The organism is Deltaproteobacteria bacterium IMCC39524, from assembly GCA_029667085.1.
Classification (GTDB): Bacteria; Desulfobacterota; Desulfuromonadia; order Desulfuromonadales; family BM103; genus M0040.
Genome location: JARUHJ010000004.1, coordinates 1 through 18,615, shown reverse-complemented (window position 1 = coordinate 18,615; position 18,615 = coordinate 1). Strand labels below are relative to the sequence as shown.

The 18,615-nt window shown below is 50.8% G+C and carries 16 protein-coding genes; 14 read left to right on the top strand and 2 right to left on the bottom strand.

Annotated features, from left to right (window positions below; translation table 11 throughout):
- Positions 1 to 180 precede the first annotated feature (180 nt).
- From leuC to P9J64_10505, 11 genes are all read left to right on the top strand, one after another.
- Positions 181 to 1,590 carry a 3-isopropylmalate dehydratase large subunit gene (gene leuC, locus P9J64_10555; GenBank protein ID MDG5468756.1) on the top strand — a complete coding sequence of 470 codons (1,410 nt, stop codon included), beginning with the start codon at positions 181 to 183 and terminating at the stop codon, positions 1,588 to 1,590.
- 3 nt (positions 1,591 to 1,593) lie between these two features.
- A complete protein-coding gene (gene leuD / locus P9J64_10550) occupies positions 1,594 to 2,235 on the top strand; it encodes a 3-isopropylmalate dehydratase small subunit (protein MDG5468755.1) in 642 nt (213 codons plus the stop codon).
- 247 nt (positions 2,236 to 2,482) lie between these two features.
- Positions 2,483 to 4,213 carry a biosynthetic-type acetolactate synthase large subunit gene (gene ilvB, locus P9J64_10545; protein MDG5468754.1) on the top strand — a complete coding sequence of 577 codons (1,731 nt, stop codon included), beginning with the start codon at positions 2,483 to 2,485 and terminating at the stop codon, positions 4,211 to 4,213.
- A gap of 27 nt (positions 4,214 to 4,240) precedes the next feature.
- Complete coding sequence (gene ilvN, locus P9J64_10540) at positions 4,241 to 4,726, top strand: acetolactate synthase small subunit (GenBank protein MDG5468753.1); 486 nt, start codon at positions 4,241 to 4,243, stop codon at positions 4,724 to 4,726.
- Between the two features lie 8 nt (positions 4,727 to 4,734).
- Positions 4,735 to 6,438, top strand: a complete 1,704-nt coding sequence (ilvD, locus tag P9J64_10535; GenBank protein MDG5468752.1) for a dihydroxy-acid dehydratase — start codon at positions 4,735 to 4,737, stop codon at positions 6,436 to 6,438.
- Between the two features lie 76 nt (positions 6,439 to 6,514).
- Positions 6,515 to 6,772 (top strand): hypothetical protein, encoded by a 258-nt coding sequence (locus P9J64_10530; protein ID MDG5468751.1) that lies wholly within the window; start codon positions 6,515 to 6,517, stop codon positions 6,770 to 6,772.
- A gap of 362 nt (positions 6,773 to 7,134) precedes the next feature.
- The gene (locus tag P9J64_10525; protein ID MDG5468750.1) at positions 7,135 to 7,743 is read left to right on the top strand and encodes a DnaJ domain-containing protein; all 609 of its coding nucleotides are present in this window, start codon (positions 7,135 to 7,137) and stop codon (positions 7,741 to 7,743) included.
- Between the two features lie 357 nt (positions 7,744 to 8,100).
- Entirely contained in the window at positions 8,101 to 10,785 is a 2,685-nt protein-coding gene (gene aceE / locus P9J64_10520; protein MDG5468749.1) for a pyruvate dehydrogenase (acetyl-transferring), homodimeric type, read from the top strand.
- Positions 10,786 to 10,868: 83 nt separating this feature from the next.
- A complete protein-coding gene (locus tag P9J64_10515) occupies positions 10,869 to 12,215 on the top strand; it encodes a 2-oxo acid dehydrogenase subunit E2 (protein MDG5468748.1) in 1,347 nt (448 codons plus the stop codon).
- A gap of 4 nt (positions 12,216 to 12,219) precedes the next feature.
- The gene (gene lpdA / locus P9J64_10510; GenBank protein ID MDG5468747.1) at positions 12,220 to 13,626 is read left to right on the top strand and encodes a dihydrolipoyl dehydrogenase; all 1,407 of its coding nucleotides are present in this window, start codon (positions 12,220 to 12,222) and stop codon (positions 13,624 to 13,626) included.
- Positions 13,627 to 13,716: 90 nt separating this feature from the next.
- A complete protein-coding gene (locus P9J64_10505; GenBank protein MDG5468746.1) occupies positions 13,717 to 14,718 on the top strand; it encodes a 4Fe-4S binding protein in 1,002 nt (333 codons plus the stop codon).
- 160 nt (positions 14,719 to 14,878) lie between these two features.
- On the opposite strand, the gene P9J64_10500 is transcribed toward P9J64_10505, so the two are convergent.
- Positions 14,879 to 15,175: a hypothetical protein gene (locus P9J64_10500; GenBank protein MDG5468745.1), complete on the bottom strand. Its 297-nt coding sequence runs from the start codon at positions 15,173 to 15,175 to the stop codon at positions 14,879 to 14,881.
- Positions 15,176 to 15,636: 461 nt separating this feature from the next.
- Here P9J64_10500 and P9J64_10495 point away from each other — a divergent pair, with 461 nt between their 5' ends.
- Together P9J64_10495 and P9J64_10490 are read left to right on the top strand one after the other, a co-directional pair.
- A complete protein-coding gene (locus tag P9J64_10495; GenBank protein ID MDG5468744.1) occupies positions 15,637 to 16,125 on the top strand; it encodes a hypothetical protein in 489 nt (162 codons plus the stop codon).
- A gap of 149 nt (positions 16,126 to 16,274) precedes the next feature.
- Entirely contained in the window at positions 16,275 to 16,841 is a 567-nt protein-coding gene (locus P9J64_10490; GenBank protein MDG5468743.1) for a YSC84-related protein, read from the top strand.
- 109 nt (positions 16,842 to 16,950) lie between these two features.
- Here the strand turns inward: P9J64_10490 and P9J64_10485 are convergent, their stop codons facing one another.
- Positions 16,951 to 17,550: a trimeric intracellular cation channel family protein gene (locus P9J64_10485; protein ID MDG5468742.1), complete on the bottom strand. Its 600-nt coding sequence runs from the start codon at positions 17,548 to 17,550 to the stop codon at positions 16,951 to 16,953.
- A gap of 212 nt (positions 17,551 to 17,762) precedes the next feature.
- Between P9J64_10485 and P9J64_10480 the strand changes: the two genes are divergently transcribed.
- On the top strand, positions 17,763 to 18,410 hold the full coding sequence (locus P9J64_10480) for a hypothetical protein (protein ID MDG5468741.1): 648 nt from the start codon (positions 17,763 to 17,765) through the stop codon (positions 18,408 to 18,410).
- The last annotated feature ends 205 nt before the right edge of the window (positions 18,411 to 18,615 follow it).

Below are 18,615 nucleotides of genomic sequence, written 5' to 3'. Positions count from 1 at the left end.
TACCTCGGTGAATTTGTTTGTTGAAATATGACAAGATCAGTGATAATTCTGTCATGAGATAGGGTAAGTAGAATGATAACTGATGTTTAGCTTATATATTGACATAGGTACAGTATGACTCATAATTACAGTTCTTGTTCCCTTTGTAGATAAACAGTCATTTAATCAGGAAAGCATGTCATGAGTGCAAAAACCCTTTACGACAAACTCTGGGAGCGTCACGTCGTTCGCTGCGATGATGATGGGACCTGTCTTCTTTATATCGATCGGCAGCTGGTGCATGAAGTGACCTCTCCCCAGGCGTTTGAAGGCTTGAGGCTGACCGGACGCAAACCCTGGCGTGCTGAGGCCAACCTGGCCGTTCCCGACCATAACGTCCCCACCACCGACCGCTCTCAAGGCATCTCGGACCCCCTGTCACGTTTGCAGGTTGAGACCCTTGATGCCAACTGCGTTGATTTTGGTATCGAAGAGTTTGCTATGAACGATATCCGCCAGGGCATTGTGCATATCATTGGCCCCGAGCAGGGAGTGACGCTTCCCGGGATGACCATCGTCTGCGGTGATTCACATACCTCGACACACGGTGCGTTGGGCTCTCTAGCCTTCGGTATCGGCACTTCAGAGGTTGAGCATGTTCTGGCGACGCAATGCCTGATTCAGAAGAAGGCCAAGAATATGCTGGTCAGTGTGGATGGCCAGGTTGGGCCGGGAATCACGGCCAAGGACATCATGCTGGCGATTATCGGTAAGATTGGCACTGCCGGTGGTACAGGCTATGTTATCGAATTTGGTGGCGATGCGATCCGCGCCCTGTCGATGGAAGGTCGCATGTCGGTCTGTAATATGTCGATTGAAGCCGGCGCCCGAGCAGGGATGGTTGCAGTTGATGAGAAAACCATTGCCTACGTTAGGGGTCGTCCTTATGCGCCAAAAGGTGCGGAGTGGGATCAAGCTGAAAGCTATTGGAAATCGTTACAGAGCGACCCCGGCGCCGAGTACGACGAGGTTGTTCACCTTGACGCCACATCGATTCGGCCGCAGGTGACCTGGGGAACTTCTCCCGAGATGGTGACTTCCGTTGATGGTTGTGTCCCGGACCCGGCGGACGAACCCGACCCTGTCAAACGTGAAGGCATGCAGGCCGCCCTCACTTATATGGGGCTGGCCGCAAACACCCCTATAACTGAAATATATCCTGATACGATTTTCCTCGGCTCCTGCACCAACGGGCGCATCGAGGATTTGCGGGCTGCAGCAGAGATTATTAAAGGCAATAAGATCGCAGCCAATATCAAGCGGGCCCTGGTTGTTCCAGGCTCTGGTCTGGTCAAACAGCAGGCAGAAGCAGAAGGCCTGGATAAAATCTTTTTACAGGCTGGTTTTGAATGGCGTGAGCCAGGATGCTCGATGTGTCTCGGTATGAACGATGACCGTCTCGCGCCCCAGGAGCGCAGCGCTTCAACCTCGAATCGGAACTTCGAGGGCCGACAGGGACAGGGCGGACGAACCCACCTGGTCAGTCCGGCTATGGCCGCTGCGGCTGCGATCGTCGGTCACTTTGTTGATGTCCGCACTCTGGAGGTGTGACCCATGGATACCTTTTGTAGATTGAATGGATTGGTTGCTCCTCTGGATCGCTCCAATGTTGATACCGACGCCATCATCCCGAAGCAGTTTCTCAAGTCGATCAAACGCACCGGTTTCGGCCCGAACCTCTTTGACGAGTGGCGCTACCTCGATCATGGTGAGCTCGATATGGATTGCAGTCAGCGTCCTCTCAAAACTGATTTCGTGCTCAATCAGCCTCGCTATCAGGGCGCAGAAATCCTGTTGACGCGTGATAATTTTGGCTGCGGTTCGTCGCGTGAGCATGCTCCTTGGGCTCTTTTCGATTATGGCTTCAGGGCTGTGATTGCCCCGAGCTTTGCAGAAATTTTTGCCAACAACTGTTCCAAGAACAGTATCCTTCCGGTTGTTCTCCCTGCCGAAACGGTCGCTCGTCTGTTCGATGAAGTTGAAGCGACTCCTGGCTACCGCTTGATCGTTGACCTTGAGAAGCAGCAAGTGATAACGCCCTCCGGTGAAGCTTTCGAGTTTGCGGTGGATGCGTTCCGCAAAGAATGTCTGTTGAAGGGGTTGGATGACATCAGTCTGACCTTGCAGCATGTCGAAGCGATCAAAGGTTTCGAGGCAAAGAAGAGAGTCGAGGAGCCTTGGTTGTTCGGTTCATAGCCCAAAAAAACAATAAAACCATTAAGGTCTTGTTTGCCGCAGATAAAATCTGATGTAAGAAGATGAAAAACAAATAAAGCCTAAAGTTTTGGGCTTTGGTTAATGTCATAAGTGGTTAGCTTTTGAATTTATCCGCGTTGATCAGATTTTATCTGCGGCAAATTAATGGTTTAGATCCATAAAATGATTTTATAGTCTGTATTTTATAATAAGAGACATAAACAGTACCCCAACAGAAGAGGTCGCAATGAAAGGAACAGAACTGGTTTTAAGGGCATTGCATGCCAAAGGTGTGAAATACATCTTTGGCTACACGGGCGGCGCGATCATGCCGATCTTTGATGAAATGGAAAAGCAGAAGCTTTTCACTTTTGTTATGCCTCGTCACGAGCAGGGCGCGACTTTCATGGCCCAGGGCCTGTCGCGCGCATCACTTTCGACCGACACGCCACAAATCGGTGTCTGTATGGCAACCTCCGGACCGGGAGCCATGAACCTGGTCACCGGAATCGCAGATGCACATATGGATTCCGTGGCGATGGTCTCAATCACCGGTCAGGTCGCAACAGGTGTTATCGCCACGGATGCTTTTCAGGAAAGTGATGTGGTTGGCGTCATGATGCCGATCTGCAAGCAAACCTACATGCCGTTGACCACTGAAGAGGTCGAAAAAACAGTTCACGAGGCCTTCTACGTTGCGACGACCGGACGTTTTGGCCCGGTCGTTATCGATCTTCCCAAAGATGTACAGATCCAAAGTGTTGATGAGAACTATTCGTTCAACCCGAAAACCTTTCGGCCGAAACTTCCTGGTTTTTACTACCATCCCTCGCCGGAGCGAGAAGTTGTTCACCAGGCGATCGAGATGATGAATCGCAGTGAGCGACCGGTCATGTTCTGCGGGCACGGCGTCATCTCCAGCAATGCTGGCGCAATGCTTCAGGAGTTTGCAGAAAAAACCAATATCCCGGTTGCCTTTACCCTGCATGGTCTGTCGGCAATGCCGGTTGATCATCCTCTGAGCCTGGGAATGATGGGGATGCACGGTACGGTTGAAGCGAATCGTGCCATTATGAACGCCGATCTGATCATCAGTTTCGGTATGCGGTTTGACGACCGCGTGACCGGTAAACTGAATGAGTACGCCAAGAATGCCGATGTCATTCACGTGGAGATCGATCCCTCCGAACTCGACAAAAATGTCGCTACAACGGTTCCTATTAACGCCGATGTCGCCCGGACCCTGCATGTCATGTTGCATGACCCGGAGTTGGTCTCCAAACCACGCCGCCGCTGGTTGAAGGAAATCGAGACGAATCGCCAGGAAACCGTTGCTGAGGTTGAGGCCGAGGTCGCCGCAGGTGTTGGTGATGGCGGCAAGCTCCTGATGAAGACCATCATCCGACGTTTGTCAGATATTACCGAAGGCAAAGACATCATTGTGCCCGATGTCGGTCAGCACCAGATGATGTCAGCGCGTTACTACAACTTCCAGACCAATAACAGTTGGTTCACCTCCGGTGGTGCCGGCACGATGGGTTGTTCTTTGCCGATGGCGATCGGGGCTAAACTGGCAAGACCTGACGAACGGGTCTGGTCGATCAGTGGCGACGGTGGTTTCCAGATGAATATCCAGGAACTCTGTACCATCATGGAACACGACACAGATGTCAAAATCATGATCCTGAATAATGGCTACCTTGGAATGGTTCGTCAGTGGCAGACCCTTTTCTTTGACGGCCGTTACGCTGGCACACCGATGATCAGTCCGAATTATGAATTCATTGCCAAGGCTTATAATCTGCCTTATCAGAAGGTCACCGAGCTTGACCAGGTCGATGCGGCGATTCGTACCGCTATCGATCACAACGGGGCTTACCTCCTCGAGTTTGTCTGCGACCCTTCTGAAGTGATCCTGCCGATGATCCCTTCCGGAGGTGGCTTTGGAGACATGATCGTATCGCGGCCTAAATCTTAAGCTTGATGCTTTTTACGGGGATATAAAATGACAGTTAAAAAAATGAAAAGAAGGGCCATTCTGGCCTTCGTTCAAGATAAGCCGGGCACTCTCAACAAAATCTCTATGATGATTCGACGCAAGATGTACAACGTTGACACCTTGACGGTTTGTAAGGCCAAGGCTGCGGGAGTCAGCCGCATGACCATCACCTTGCGTGAAGATGATGAGGCCAAGGTGTTGCAGGTCATACGGCAGCTGGAAAAATTTACCGAAGTGATCCGGGCCAAGGAGCTGGATCGCGAGCAGAGTTATTGGCGCGAAGTTGCGGTCATCAAGTTCGAGCTCGAGAAGAAAACTTTGGAAAAGCTGCAGAAGAAATACCAGATTGAAATCCTCGATGCTCAGCCACACGATATCTACATCGTTCAGATAGCAGGGCCAACGGAGCGGATCGACAGTTTCTTGAAGGATGTTGGCTCGGAACATTTTATTGAAATAGCAAGGACCGGTGTAACAGCAATGGATAAGTGAGGCAGTCGATGAAACGTCGCAGCGAAGAAATAACCGGTCGTAAGGACGGTGCAAAGTGGGTTGAACGGACCGCTGCGAGGACCATGCTGCGCGCGGTTCGTTTTACCGATGAGGATTTTGATAAACCGATCATTGCTTTGGCTGTGCCATACACCAACGGTACGCCTTGCAATGATCACGTTCGGGCGCTCGGTGACATCGTCCAGAAGGCCATCGAAGTCGCGGGCGGCAAGGCGATTATCTTTGGCACTCCGGTCGTCTCTGATGGCATCTCCATGGGCACCGAAGCGATGAAATATTCGTTGGTGAGCCGCGAGGTGATCGCCGACAGTATCGAACTGATGACCGAAGGTTACCGGGTGGATGCCGTGATCACCCTCTCCGGTTGTGATAAAACCATTCCCGCTGCACTGATGCCGATCGCTCGCAACAACCTGATCGGCCTGACCCTCTACGGCGGCAGTATCCTACCTGGTGAATACCACGGCAGGGCTCTCAATATCGTCAGCGCGTTTGAGGCGGTCGGTGCTTACTGTGCCGGTAAAATCGATGCTGAAGAATTGCATGCGGTTGAATGTCATTCATGTCCCGGTGCCGGTTCATGCGCAGGTATGTACACGGCCAACACCATGGCTTCGGCCATCGAAGCTCTCGGTATGAGCCTGCCCGGCTCTGCTTCCAATCTTGCTGTTGATGAAGGCAACCAGATCTCTGTAGAAAAACGTGAAGATTGTGCCCGAGTCGCCCAAGCCGTGGTTGGTCTGCTGGAGTCCGGTATCAGTGCCCGAGACATTATGACCCGCGAGGCGTTTGAAAATGCCCTGACGGTGGCCTGGGCTCTCGGTGGCTCGACCAACGCGGTTTTGCACATTCTGGCCCTCGCTCATGAAGCAGGAGTCGCGTTAACCCTTGCGGATATCGAAGAGATTACAAGCACTGTCCCGCTGATCGGTGACTTCAAGCCCTTCGGTCAATACGTGATGAATGACCTACACAAGATCGGCGGTTTGCCGATGGTGATGAAGACCTTGCTTGAAGCCGGTTATCTGCATGGTGATTGCATGACAGTGACCGGGAAAACCCTGGCAGAAAACCTCGCCGATGCACCGCTAAGACCCGAAAATCAGGACGTCATTTACAGCCCGGAACATCCTTACGCACCACCCAATCGCCATATCCGTGTCTTACGTGGCAATCTTGCCTCCGAGGGCTGTGTGATAAAGCTCAGTGGTAAGGAGATGACTCAATTTTTCGGGCCGGCACGGGTGTTTGAGCGTGAGGAAGAAGCTCTCGAAGCCATCCTTGCAGGAAAGATCAATGCCGGAGATGTTGTCGTTATCCGTTATGAGGGCCCTAAAGGTGGCCCCGGCATGCGCGAGATGCTATCCCCCTCGGCGGCTTTAATGGGGGCGGGACTCGGTAAGGATGTCGCACTGGTTACCGATGGCCGTTTCTCCGGCGGCACCCACGGCATTATGATTGGTCACGTAGCTCCGGAAGCTCAGGTCGGAGGACTTATCGCACTCGTTCAAGAGGGGGATATGATTACTATCGACCTCGGCCATGGCGAGCTGAACCTCATGCTTGAGGATGAGGAAATCAGCAAGCGCTTGGCGCAGTGGCAGGCTCCCGAGATTCGTTATGCTCGCGGTGTTCTGGCTAAATATGCCAAGCTGGTCTCTTCCTCGTCTTGTGGCGCTGTGACCAGTTGACAGTTGTTTTTAGAATTCACCCGTTTTTAATGAATATCAGGGCGGCCGGATACTTAGTGCTCAAGGGAGAATGCATATGAAAACAATCAAGGTTGTAGTTGAAAGATGGTTGGAAGTCCCTGATGAGTGGGAACTTGTCGAACCTGAGCACACCGGGCAGATTCACCTTGAAACAGACAGTCATTGCTTGATTCCTGAGTTGACCTGGTTGGGCCTTTTGGACCAGTCGGAAGAAACTTGCGGCTGGGAAGAGATTGAGGGTGAGGATAAGGACAAGCTTGGCAATATGATGGTTGGCGGATCAAGTTCCCTTGAATATCAAGATAATGAGTAAGCCCGCTTTTGTGGGTATAGTCAGATCTGGTGGTTCGGTTCAACCTGATCGTCTGCAACTTTCATCTGGCCACCTGTAGCAATTCTGGGTGGCCGTTCTTGTTTACACCAAAAGGTCTGAATTTAAACGTCCAGTTGAGCTGATCTGTTAATCCAGCTGTTACAAATTAGCAACATATAACCAATAGATGACTTGTTTGGTCATGTATTGATGGTATAAAATTAAAATTAAATAAAGACTTTGTTGCTGGTTCGTTGCGTAGCTAAAATAGCGACACTCGTCTCAACCGGAGACATTTTCATCGAGTGTAAATGAATCCCCTTCTAATGGGATAAAAGCGAAAAATTTAAGAGGTCCTCATTATGGGCGCAAATGAGTTTGTTGATTACTACGAGTTGCTGCAATTGAGTTCCAATGCTGATGCCGAAACCATTGAACGCGTATTTCGGCATCTGGCCCAGAAATTCCACCCTGATCACAACAACTTAACGAACAAAGACCGATTCATTCAGATCATTGAAGCCCACCAGATACTTATAGATCCTGAAACCCGCGCCGGATATGACGTAAAGTATAGAGATTACTGGAACCGCAAATGGCGGCTTGCGTCGGTGGCCAGCGATATGTCCGAGCTCGGCGACGACAGGGTCGCTCGTGAGCGTATCCTTTCCTTGTTGTATGTTCAACGAAGGCGCAGCATGAAAAGCCCTGGGTTGGGGGAAGTTGAAATTTCACGACTTCTTAACACGCCTCTCGAATTGACTGAGTTCCATCTGTGGTACATCAGGACAAAGGGGTGGGTCGAACGTCTCGATACAGGTCATTTGTCAATCACCGCAAAAGGTGTTGATCAGGTTGAGCAGAGTCGCTCCCTAAGCCCGGAGAAGTTGATTGAAGCTCATGACCTTCCAGACGACACTGCGCAAGGCCGGAAGGCAAGTGAGGAAGGTTTGCGGGCAGCAAATGAGTAACCACAGCCGCCCCGTTGACGGAATATCCCTTCCTTTTGGTGGCGATGTATAGAAAGCCGTTTAGTCCTCAACGTTATGATCGCCACGATCTGTATCCTTGTGGACATTCTACGATCAGAGACGCTCTTTTCTCAGTCTTCTTCGAGACAGCCCTTATTGAGAAAAAAGTCCTTTGTAGGTCCGATGCTCTTTGCTTTTGTTCCAGTATCTGCTTTGAATGAAATCCTTTTTTCGCGTTTCAATTGTAGCTAAATATCAAATGTCAGGTACATTTTAACGTGTAGAAAAATTTGAAATATTACTTCATTGATAGCGTGCTGTTTATACGCTTTCATTATATATGAGGAGTTGGAACAGATGACTTCAAATGATCATAAAATTACTGATTCTTTACTCGATATTGAGAATGCCGAGTGGCGTGATTCACTCGACTATGTTTTACAGACGCAAGGCGAGGAGCGGGTCCAGGAGTTGCTACGCCTGCTGCAGGTGCGGGCTCAGGAGCAGGGGATCAGCGTTCCTTTTACCGCCAACACCCCTTACATCAACACCATCCCCAGGAATCAGCAGCCGGTTTTCCCGGGCAACCGTGAGATCGAGCGACGTATCAAGTCAATCATCCGCTGGAACGCCATGGCCATGGTGGTTCGTGCCAATCGCGAGAGCAGCGGTATCGGTGGCCATATCTCCACATATGCCTCGGTTGCAACCCTCTGGGAAGTTGGTTTCAACCATTTCTGGAGAGGGCGCACAGACGAGTTTCTCGGTGACATGGTTTATTTCCAGGGGCACGCCGCACCTGGGGCCTATGCACGGGCCTTTCTCGAAGGGCGCCTCAGCAGTGAAGATTTGAGTCGTTTTCGGAATGAGCTGGCTCCCGAAGGCGGTCTTTCGTCTTATCCTCACCCCTTCCTTATGCCCGACTTCTGGGAATTTCCGACGGTCTCCATGGGCCTGACCGCAATCTCTGCGATCTACCAGGCCCGTTTCAATCATTACCTGGTTGATCGGGGTTTGCGCAAATCAAGCGGTCGCAAAGTCTGGGCAATGCTCGGTGACGGTGAGATGGATGAACCCGAATCGCTTGGCGCCATCACCCTGGCGTCACGGGAGAAGCTCAACAACCTGATCTTTGTCGTCAACTGCAACTTGCAGCGCCTGGACGGCCCTGTACGAGGCAATGGCAAGATTATCCAGGAGCTGGAAGCAGCTTTCCGTGGTGCCGGCTGGAATGTCATCAAAGTGATCTGGGGCGACGACTGGGATCATCTGCTTGAAAAGGATGATACGGGCCTGCTGGTCAAGCGCATGGACGAGGTCCTTGATGGTGAGATGCAGCACTTCACTCTGAAAAAAGGTGATTATGTCCGTGAAAAATTTTTCGGCAAATATCCAGAATTACTCAAATTAGTAGAAAACTATAGTGACGAGCAACTGGGACGCCTGACCCGTGGTGGCCACGACCCTGACAAGGTCTACGCTGCTTACCAGAATGCAATCTCTCAGGATGAAAAGCCAACCGTAATCCTGGCGCATACCATCAAGGGTTATGGTCTCGGAGAAGCTGGTGAAGGAAAAAACATCACTCACTCGCAGAAAAAACTCAACGAGGACGAGTTGAAAGAGTTCCGCACCCGCTTCAATATCCCGGTCAGTGATAGCGAGATTGCCGAAGCTCCTTTCTACAAGCCGGCTGAAGACAGCCCGGAAATGGTGTATCTCAAGGAGCGGCGTGCAGCTCTCGGCGGTTCATTGCCGAAAAGATTCTCCGGCCAGGCGCCGATCGCCTGCCAGACCGATGGTCTGATCCGCGAGTACCTTGATGGCTCAGGTGATCGTGAACTGGCAACGACCATGGCTTACGTGCACCTGCTGGCCAAGCTGTTGCGTGATCCGGAGCTCGGTAAGTTGATCGTGCCGATTGTTCCTGATGAAGCGCGGACCTTCGGCATGGAAGCACTCTTCAGACAGGCAGGTATCTACAGCCACGCAGGGCAACTCTATGAACCGGTCGATAAAGGGAGTCTGCTACATTACAACGAGAAGAAAACCGGTGCTATCCTTGAAGAAGGCTTGAGCGAGGCTGGCTCCATGGCCAGCTTTATCGCCGCGGGAACCTCCCATTCCAGCAACGGTGTACAGACTATTCCTTTTTACACTTTTTATTCAATGTTCGGTTTCCAGCGGGTTGGTGACCAGATCTGGCAGGCTTGCGACAGCCGCGCCAGGGGCTTCCTGATCGGTGCGACCTCGGGTCGAACCACCCTCGCCGGAGAAGGTCTGCAGCATCAGGATGGCCACAGTCATGTATTGGCGATGACGCCCACCAAGATCAAGGCCTATGACCCGGCCTTTGCTTATGAATTGGCCGTGATCATTCATGATGGATTGACCCGTATGTATTGTCATCAGGAGGACCTGATCTATTACCTTACGGTGATGAATGAAACCTACCTGATGCCGCCGATGCCGAAGGGTAAGGGTGTGCGCGAAGGTATCATCAAGGGCATGTACAAGTTCAAAGCCTCGAACTTGAAAAAGAGCAAAAGCAAGGCACATTTGCTCGGCAGCGGTGCCATTCTCAACGAAACGATCAAGGCACAGAAAATCCTGGAAGAGGAGTATGCGGTTGCTGCTGATGTCTGGAGTGTGACCAGCTATAAGGAGCTTTACCAGGATAGCGTTGAGTGCGAGCGTTGGAACCTGCTGAACCCGAAAAAGAAAGCCAAGGTCCCCTATGTCGGCACTCTTCTCGCCAAGGAGAAGGGTGTCTTTGTTGCGGCCTCGGATTATATGAAGCTTCTTCCGGCGGCTGTATCAGCCTGGTTCCCTGCACCTTTGTATTGCCTGGGAACAGATGGCTTTGGTCGCAGCGACAGCCGTGAGAGGCTGCGTGACTTCTTTGAAGTCGATGCTCGTTATATTGTGGTAGCGACATTGAAACAGCTGGCTGATGCCGGCGAGGTTAGCAATGACGAGGTGGCTAAAGCCATCGCTGATTTGAAGATTGATCCAGAGAAGTTAAACCCCCATGTCGATTAATACGGCATTGCCCTCAAACGGAAACTGTCCCTCTGTTGTAAGTGGATGCTGTTTGCGAATCACGAGTCAAATTGAGGAAAACTATGAAACACGAGATTAGAGTTCCTGCCGTTTCAGAAGGTGTCACTGAAGGAACCGTTGTTAATATCACAGTTGCTGTCGGCGATAGCGTTGAAGTAGAGCAGACTCTGCTGGAGTTGGAGACTGACAAGGCGGTTGTCGAGGTCCCCTCGAGCCACGCAGGTAAAATTACCGAAGTTCTGGTGGCCGAAGGTGACCGTGTGGCGATTGGTGCGGTCATTATGGTTCTGGAGTCGTCCGGGGGGGACGAAGAGGTCGAAGCCCCCGAGATAGACAGTGAAGAGAGCCCCGCACCTGTCGTTGAAGCAGAACCGGTCTCTACGGTTGTCACTGAACAGGCAGAACCCGCTGAAATCCAGGCTTCTTCTACACCGCCGCGTGATGAGCTTCAGGTTGATCTGAGCACTGTACGACGCAACGATCTTGTTGCTCCCGCGGCTCCTTCCGTGCGGCGATTGGCGCGTGAGCTTGGCGTCGATATTTACCAGGTGCAAGGCACGGGCCCCGGCGGACGTATCAGTGAAGATGATGTGCGCAATTTCGTTCGCGAAACCATGCAGCGCATAACCGGGGGAGGCTCAGTTCCGTCGGTGGTTGGAGAGTTCCCAGGGCTGCATGCCCAGCGGCCATTGCCCGATTTCAGCCGTTGGGGGGCGATCCGTCGTGAGCCACTGTCTCGGGTTCGTGAATTGACTGCCGACTCCATGGGCTATGCCTGGTCGACGATCCCCATGGTCACTCAGTATGACAATGCTCAGATAACAGAGATCGAGGCGTTTCGCCAGAAGACCAACCAGCGCGCCAATGCTGAAAATCGTTTGACCATGACAGCCATCATGGTCAAGGTCTGTGCTGCAGCGCTTAAGGCGTTTCCGGGTGTCAATAGCAGCCTGGACCTGGCAAATAAAGAGCTTGTGTTGAAAGATTATGTGCATATAGGCGTTGCTGTTGATACTCCCGGTGGCTTGCTGGTGCCTGTGATTCGTGATGCCGATCAGAAAGGCATCGAACGACTCGCCACGGAATTGAACGGACTTGCCGAGAAGACCCGTGAGCGCAAGATCAGTCCCGCCGATATGGAAGGTGGAACTTTTACAATCAGCAACCTCGGCGGGGTTGGGGGGACTTCTTTTACGCCGATCGTTTATGCCCCGCAGGTGGCGATCCTGGGGATCTCGACCGCTGCAATGCAGCCGGTGTGGGATGGCAACCAGTTTGTCCCGCAACGGATCATGCCGCTTTCTTTGACCTATGACCACCGCGTTGTTGACGGTGCCGATGGTGCCCGTTTCCTGCGCTGGATTTGCGAGGCACTTGAAAACCCTCTGAACCTGGTCATGAAAGGATGATGATGTGAGTAACACAGAAAAGATCCCCACCAGTGCGCAACTGGTTGTTATAGGAGCAGGACCGGGTGGATATGCAGCCGCCTTCAAGGCTGTTGAACTGGGCTTGAATGTCACCCTGATTGACCCGGAGGCGAACCCGGGAGGCGTCTGCCTGCATCGTGGCTGCATTCCGTCGAAGGCTTTGCTCCACGTTGCCAAACTGGTTGCAGAAGCTGAAGAAGCTACAGAAATTGGCGTCACCTTCAAAAAGCCTCAAATAGATCTTGACCGGGTGCGTAGCTGGAAAGACGAAGTCATCGGCAAGTTGACCGGAGGTCTCGGCGGAAAAGTCGTAAAACAGAAGATCACCTATGTTCGCGGTATGGCGAAGTTTAAGGACGCGCACACTTTAACTGTGACAGCCACTGCCGGAACCACGGGTGAGATGTCGTTCGAAAAAGCTATCCTCGCCACCGGTTCAAGACCAATCATGCTGCCGGGCGTGGCGGCTGGCAGTAGCAAAATTATCGATTCAACCGGCGCCCTTGAAATCCCGAATATTCCCTCTTCGCTGCTGGTTGTCGGCGGTGGCTATATCGGGCTGGAGCTCGGTTCTGCCTACGTTGCTCTCGGCAGTAAAGTCTCGGTTGTGGAAATGACCGCTGGTCTGCTGCCGGGCTGTGATCGTGATCTGGTTTCAGTGCTGAAAAGACGGATTGACAAAAAATTTTCCGAGATCAAGTTGAATACCCGTGTCACCGATTTGAAAGAACAGAAGAATGGCGTGATGGTCACTGTTGAGGATAAGCAGGGACAAGCGACCAAGAGCCTTTTCAGTAAAGTTTTGATTGCCATTGGCCGTAAACCTAACAGTGAGAACCTGGGGCTTCAAAATACATCCATAAAAGTCAACGAGAAGGGCTTCATTCAGGTGGATGCCCAGATGCGGACAGACGAAGAGCACATCTTTGCGATTGGTGATATTGCCGGTGAACCGATGCTGGCACATAAGGCTTATGCTGAAGCAAATGTTGCTGCTGAGGTGATTGCGGGCAGAAAAGCTGTGTTTGACCCACGCGCGATTCCGGCTGTGGTTTTTACCGATCCAGAGATTGCCTGGTGCGGCTTGACCGAAACTGAAGCACGTGAACAAAAAATCAAGATCAAAACGGCTAAAATGCCCTGGCGCAGCAATGGGCGTACGCTTACTCTCGGTCGCGATGATGGCATGACCAAGCTGATCATTGATCCGGACACCGATCGCTTGCTCGGCGTGGCTATTGCCGGCCCCGGCGCGGGGGAGTTGATCGCTGAAGGGGTGCTGGCGTTGGAGATGGCTGCGGTCAGTGAAGATCTTCGCAAGTCGATTCATCCGCATCCGACTCTCTCCGAGACGATCTACGAAACGGCTGAGATGCTCTTTAAAGGTTGAGCGGGGACACTTCAATGGAAGTGTCGCCGCTTTGAAAATTTGACCAAAGTCATTTCTTTGATACTCAATTCGGAGTATCTTCAACGCATCATGAATAAAATAATCAGTTGGAAAAAAGCTAGTCACTGGCGGTTGACGATCCAGTGGCTTTTCCTCGGCTGGTGCCTCTTCCTGGGCATCCAGTTCGGCCTCTTCGTGCGGCACTTCGAAACGGCAGGGCAGGCGGGTTATTATTCTCGCCCCCCGGGAGTTGAGGGTTTTCTGCCGATCGGAGCACTGGTGAGCTTGAAAACCTGGTTGTTCACAGGTCACTTTGACACCATTCATCCTGCGGCACTGGTGCTCTTTTTGACCTTTCTGGCCATGGCGTTTTTGACCAAGAAATCCTTCTGCTCTTTCATTTGCCCGGTCGGCACTCTTTCTGAGGCGAGCTGGAAAGTTGGCGTTAAGCTGTTTGGCCGAAATCTTCGTATCTGGCGTGGTCTCGATCTTTTTCTGCAGTTTGCCAAGTACGCGTTGCTCTTCTTCTTTGTAAAATTGATTCTCTTCGGCATGCCGGTTGTCGCAATGAAAGAATTTCTCAAAGCGCCTTACTGGGCGATTGCCGATGTAAAGATGCTTCATTTCTTTACTGGAATGTCGATGACCAGCATGGTGGTGATCACCCTGCTTTCGCTGTTGTCTGTTTTTTACAAAAACTTCTGGTGCCGTTACCTCTGCCCTTACGGCGCGCTGCTTGGCTTGCTGAGTATGCTCAGCCCCTTCAAGGTCTCCCGCTACCCGGATAAGTGTATCGATTGTGGTGCATGCAGTCGTGCCTGTCCGGCCCAGATCGACGTGCAGCACAAGGTGCAGATTCACTCACCAGAATGTACAGGTTGCCTGACTTGTGTCAGTCATTGTCCTGAAAAGGGCGCACTGTCGATGGCGTTCTGGAAGCGACCTGTTCCGGGGGTCGCGTTCGTTGTTATCGTGATGGGGCTTTTTGGTGGTGGAGTATTAACCGGCATGCTGACTGATCATTGGCAGACGAGCTTGAGCTACGACGATTATCTTCAGCTGATTCCGTTGGCTTCTCGATTGGGACATTAGAATAAAATTTCTTCTTGATAGACGAGGTGCAGATTCTCTGCGCACAAAAATTAAGGGCACCGACGTTCGGTGGCCTTTTCTGTTTAATCTGTAAGGAGTAGAGAAAAAAGTCCAAGCGCTTTCCGCTGGCTGTTTTACCTCAAGTCGAGAGTTTGGGTGATCAGATAGACTGACAACCTTTCGGGAGGTTAAAGTCTGTACCTGCAAATTGAATGTTTTCTGCACTGTCACTGCGTGGCGGGGAAACAGCATGAACGCCACCACAATCTGTGCATTGGCCCACAAATGTGGTCAGGGTGAAGCCCGCGCCGCAACCCTGGCAGACAGCCATTAAACCGCCGTTAGGTATAGGCTGATTTCTTAAACTTCCACCATGAGCCTGGTAGACAAATTCAACCAACTCTCTGCCTTCGGCAAAAGGCCCTGTGTTGCCGCCTGTGTTTGAACAACAGCCCATTTTATAAACTCCTTTGTCTAAGATTTTTCTTTGTTAGAGAATAGTGGGTTTTTTGTGTCGATTACGAATCGTAGCTCAAATCAGTTTTCGAAAATATGACTCAGGTCAACTAGCCTGTAATTGCGATGAGGAGAAATAAAAGCAAAAGCCCAGGTTCGTGGGCCTTTGGATAATGATTCAACCTTGTCTGTTAGACGGCTTGCGGCTCGTACCTTTTTACTAACTTCAGATACTTTTCTTCAAGCCCAGGGCTATGTTTCTCTTTAAGCAAGACTCAGGTCAAATCATGGTAGATGTTGTCAGGTATGTGCTAAGGAAGAACAGAGAGAACAGCTGTGAGCGGTTTTGTCCCGTGCCGTTGTTGCTGCTTGTTGATAAAATCATGAATCGCGGTACTGTTTGAATGTTGATGGCGCCCCTCTCTTCTCAAAGAAGTGCGCTGTTGGAGTATTTCAAAAATTTTGAAGTCTGCTTCTGATAAGGAGATAAATATGTGTCGAGTATTGGTTTATGTTTTGATGCTTTGTCTTGTCCTTCCTCTGCCCGTTCTGTCTGCCCCGAACCCGAATGAAAATGCACTGGATAATGCGTCTGACAACGCACGTTTCAATCGTGAGGATGATCTGCAAAAGGGCAAGCGAGACAAGAGCCCAGGTCATGAAGATGAAGAGCATGGACGGTTTGGAAAGATGCATGATGATGACGATGATCTTGATAAAGGGGACAGAGAAAGCAACCAAGAAAGAGATAGCAAGCAAGAGAGAGATAGCAAGCAAGAGAGAGATGCCAAGCAAGAGAGAGATGCCAAGCAAGAGAGAGATGCCAAGCAAGAGAGAGATGCCAAACAAGAGAGAGATGCCAAGCAAGAGAGAGATGCCAAGCAAGAGAGAGATGCCAAGCAAGAGAGAGATGGTAAGAAAAGCAAGGGTGGTAAAAATAAGAAAAAATAATCAGCAGACATCGATAACGGATTATTCTCGATGCCTGTTTATTCGTTAAAGGATAATTGTGCCTGGATTGAATATTTCAAAATCCTCGCTAAAGTGTGGTCAGAATGTCACTTTTTAGATCTGATAAATCATGCAAAAGGAGACCCTCCATGAAGACAACACTAAAGATTCTGATGATCGGGCTGCTCATTGCTTTGTCCTGTGCAAGTGTCTATGCCGGTGAGTATGAGGACACCAAGAAAATGTTCGTTGATGCCGGCATTGCAAATATGTTTGACAGCGCCCACGGCTATGCACTGTTTCCGACTATTGGCAAAGCTGGTTTTTTAGTCGGGGGTGCTTACGGGAAAGGGCGTGTTTATCAACAAGGCAAACACATTGGCAATACGACAATGACCCAGGCGACCGTTGGCTTTCAACTCGGAGGAGCGGGTTTCAGCCAGGTTGTTTTCTTCCAGGATAAACGTGCTCTTGAAGAGTTTACAAAGGGTAATTTCGAATTCGGTGCAGAGGCACAAGCCACCGCAATAACCGCTGCCGCTGGGGCCTCCGCCAATACTTCGGGGAGTTCCGCGACCGCCAGCGGAGGCAAAAATAATGCTTCCACGACCGGCGCCGGCTACAACAAAGGCATGGCGACATACACCATTACGAAAGGTGGCCTTATGTATGAAGCCACGGTTGGCGGGCAGAAGTTCAGCTACACCGGCCTTTAATAAGTATCGCAATATCCGTGAAGCCTATATGATTGGCCACCTGAACAGCGTCGGGTGGCCATTCATGATTTGTTCGCCACTTTTCCAGCCCTCTCTACCAGCTTAAGTTTTATGATTTTGGGAGTGCCCAATTGTATTGGATTGCCAGCAAACGGACCGAAATGACTGTGCCTGCAGATAGGAGTGCTGCGACCGGGCGAGCCGTGCCGACAGTTTCCAGGGTAACAAGAAGCAGTCCACCGGCAACGCAGGCTGAAGCGTAAATCTCACGGCGGAAAATCAATGGCACTTGGTTGGCAAAAAGATCACGAATGACGCCCCCTGCTGTTCCTGTCATCACCCCCATCAGAATGGCTCCGAGCAGGCCCAGATGAAAGTCAAGGGCCTTGGTTGTGCCGATCACAACAAAGGTTCCCAGGCCGATGGCATCAAAATATAAAAGCGGTTTCTCAAAAGTCTTGAACTGTACGCGGTTGGCAAAAACGATCAGTGAGACGACAATGGCGATGTAGATATAGCTTTCATTTTTCAGGGAGAAGGGTGGAATGTCTCCAAGTAGCAGGTCACGCAGAGTCCCGCCACCGACAGCGGTGACCACTCCAAGGACCAGTACACCAAACAGGTCCATATGTTTGCGCACTCCGACCCATGCCCCGGACGCAGCAAAAGCAGCAGTGCCGATCAGGTCAAGGATGTAAATGATGTTCATGGTCGTTGCCTCATATTTATAGGATAGCTGTTTGTAAGGCAGAGACAACCTGTAATTTCAAGTGTTTTAAACTGCTGACAAATCTATGTTTCTTGGGGCCGGAGAGACGGTGATAAATCTTTTGCGTCTACCCGCCGGTTAGGATTGATGCAGAAGGTCGATTCAAGTACACTCTCAAATTCAACCTACAATATTTCCCCGGAGTAAATACTATGATTCTCGGTTTTGCCGGTAAGGCGGCGACTGGAAAAACTACGGCTGCAAAGCATGTGGAGCCCTTACTCAATAAAGAATGCAAAATCATTCCTATGGCGATGGTGCTGAGAGATGAAGTGGAGGCTTTTCTTCGTGCTATTGGCGCAGAGGAGTCGGTGCCTTTGGTCTATGGTTGCCAGGATGACAAGGTTCGGGTCTTTTACGTCGACGAGAAGAAGGCTCTGCAAGAATGTCCCAAGTGGCCACATTTCATTTCGGAACACCAGGAGATTCAGGATCGCCCAGGTCAGACGGCGGTCACGGTGAGACGCATCCTGCAGTGGTGGGGCACTGAATATCGCAGAGATCAAGATCCTGATTACTGGACCAAAGCCTGGGGGAGAAAAATATCAGAGTATGACGTCGAACAGATGTATGTGTTGGTAGACGACGTACGTTTCATGAACGAGTTGAACGTTATCAAGGAACATGGTGGTCTCATCGTTAAAATTGAGCGTCCCGGCTTCGATGGTGCGAATAACCATGCCAGTGAGACCTCTCTGGATGATTATACCGCCTGGGATGGCAAAATCCTCAATGACGGAACTCTGGAGGAGTTTAGACAGAAGGCCGAGGTTCTTGTCGCATCGTTGGTTAAAGTGTAGTAGGTCAAATTTGATTTTACATCCATTGTAAGATCAAGTTGAGTGCAGCAGTGGGGGTTGCCTCCATTTTTTTATTTATCAGGGGTACTGAGAATTTCTCTGTGTGTCAGAAATGCATGCCTAATTTTAGGGTATAATTATTTGCTCTGGCTAATAACCTTCCGAGGTAGGGAGGCTTCATTTCAAAGGCCTATTGGGTTTGGCT

What these genes read in the sequence shown, in the direction of transcription:
- ilvN (MDG5468753.1), top strand. Translation starts at nt 4,241, where the DNA reads ATGACAGTTAAAAAAATGAAAAGAAGGGCCATTCTGGCCTTCGTTCAA.
- leuD (MDG5468755.1), top strand. Translation starts at nt 1,594, where the DNA reads ATGGATACCTTTTGTAGATTGAATGGATTGGTTGCTCCTCTGGATCGC.
- P9J64_10530 (MDG5468751.1), top strand. Translation starts at nt 6,515, where the DNA reads ATGAAAACAATCAAGGTTGTAGTTGAAAGATGGTTGGAAGTCCCTGAT.
- P9J64_10525 (MDG5468750.1), top strand. Translation starts at nt 7,135, where the DNA reads ATGGGCGCAAATGAGTTTGTTGATTACTACGAGTTGCTGCAATTGAGT.
- P9J64_10515 (MDG5468748.1), top strand. Translation starts at nt 10,869, where the DNA reads ATGAAACACGAGATTAGAGTTCCTGCCGTTTCAGAAGGTGTCACTGAA.
- P9J64_10490 (MDG5468743.1), top strand. Translation starts at nt 16,275, where the DNA reads ATGAAGACAACACTAAAGATTCTGATGATCGGGCTGCTCATTGCTTTG.
- ilvB (MDG5468754.1), top strand. Translation starts at nt 2,483, where the DNA reads ATGAAAGGAACAGAACTGGTTTTAAGGGCATTGCATGCCAAAGGTGTG.
- leuC (MDG5468756.1), top strand. Translation starts at nt 181, where the DNA reads ATGAGTGCAAAAACCCTTTACGACAAACTCTGGGAGCGTCACGTCGTT.
- aceE (MDG5468749.1), top strand. Translation starts at nt 8,101, where the DNA reads ATGACTTCAAATGATCATAAAATTACTGATTCTTTACTCGATATTGAG.
- ilvD (MDG5468752.1), top strand. Translation starts at nt 4,735, where the DNA reads ATGAAACGTCGCAGCGAAGAAATAACCGGTCGTAAGGACGGTGCAAAG.
- P9J64_10485 (MDG5468742.1), bottom strand. Translation starts at nt 17,550, where the DNA reads ATGAACATCATTTACATCCTTGACCTGATCGGCACTGCTGCTTTTGCT.
- P9J64_10505 (MDG5468746.1), top strand. Translation starts at nt 13,717, where the DNA reads ATGAATAAAATAATCAGTTGGAAAAAAGCTAGTCACTGGCGGTTGACG.
- P9J64_10500 (MDG5468745.1), bottom strand. Translation starts at nt 15,175, where the DNA reads ATGGGCTGTTGTTCAAACACAGGCGGCAACACAGGGCCTTTTGCCGAA.
- P9J64_10480 (MDG5468741.1), top strand. Translation starts at nt 17,763, where the DNA reads ATGATTCTCGGTTTTGCCGGTAAGGCGGCGACTGGAAAAACTACGGCT.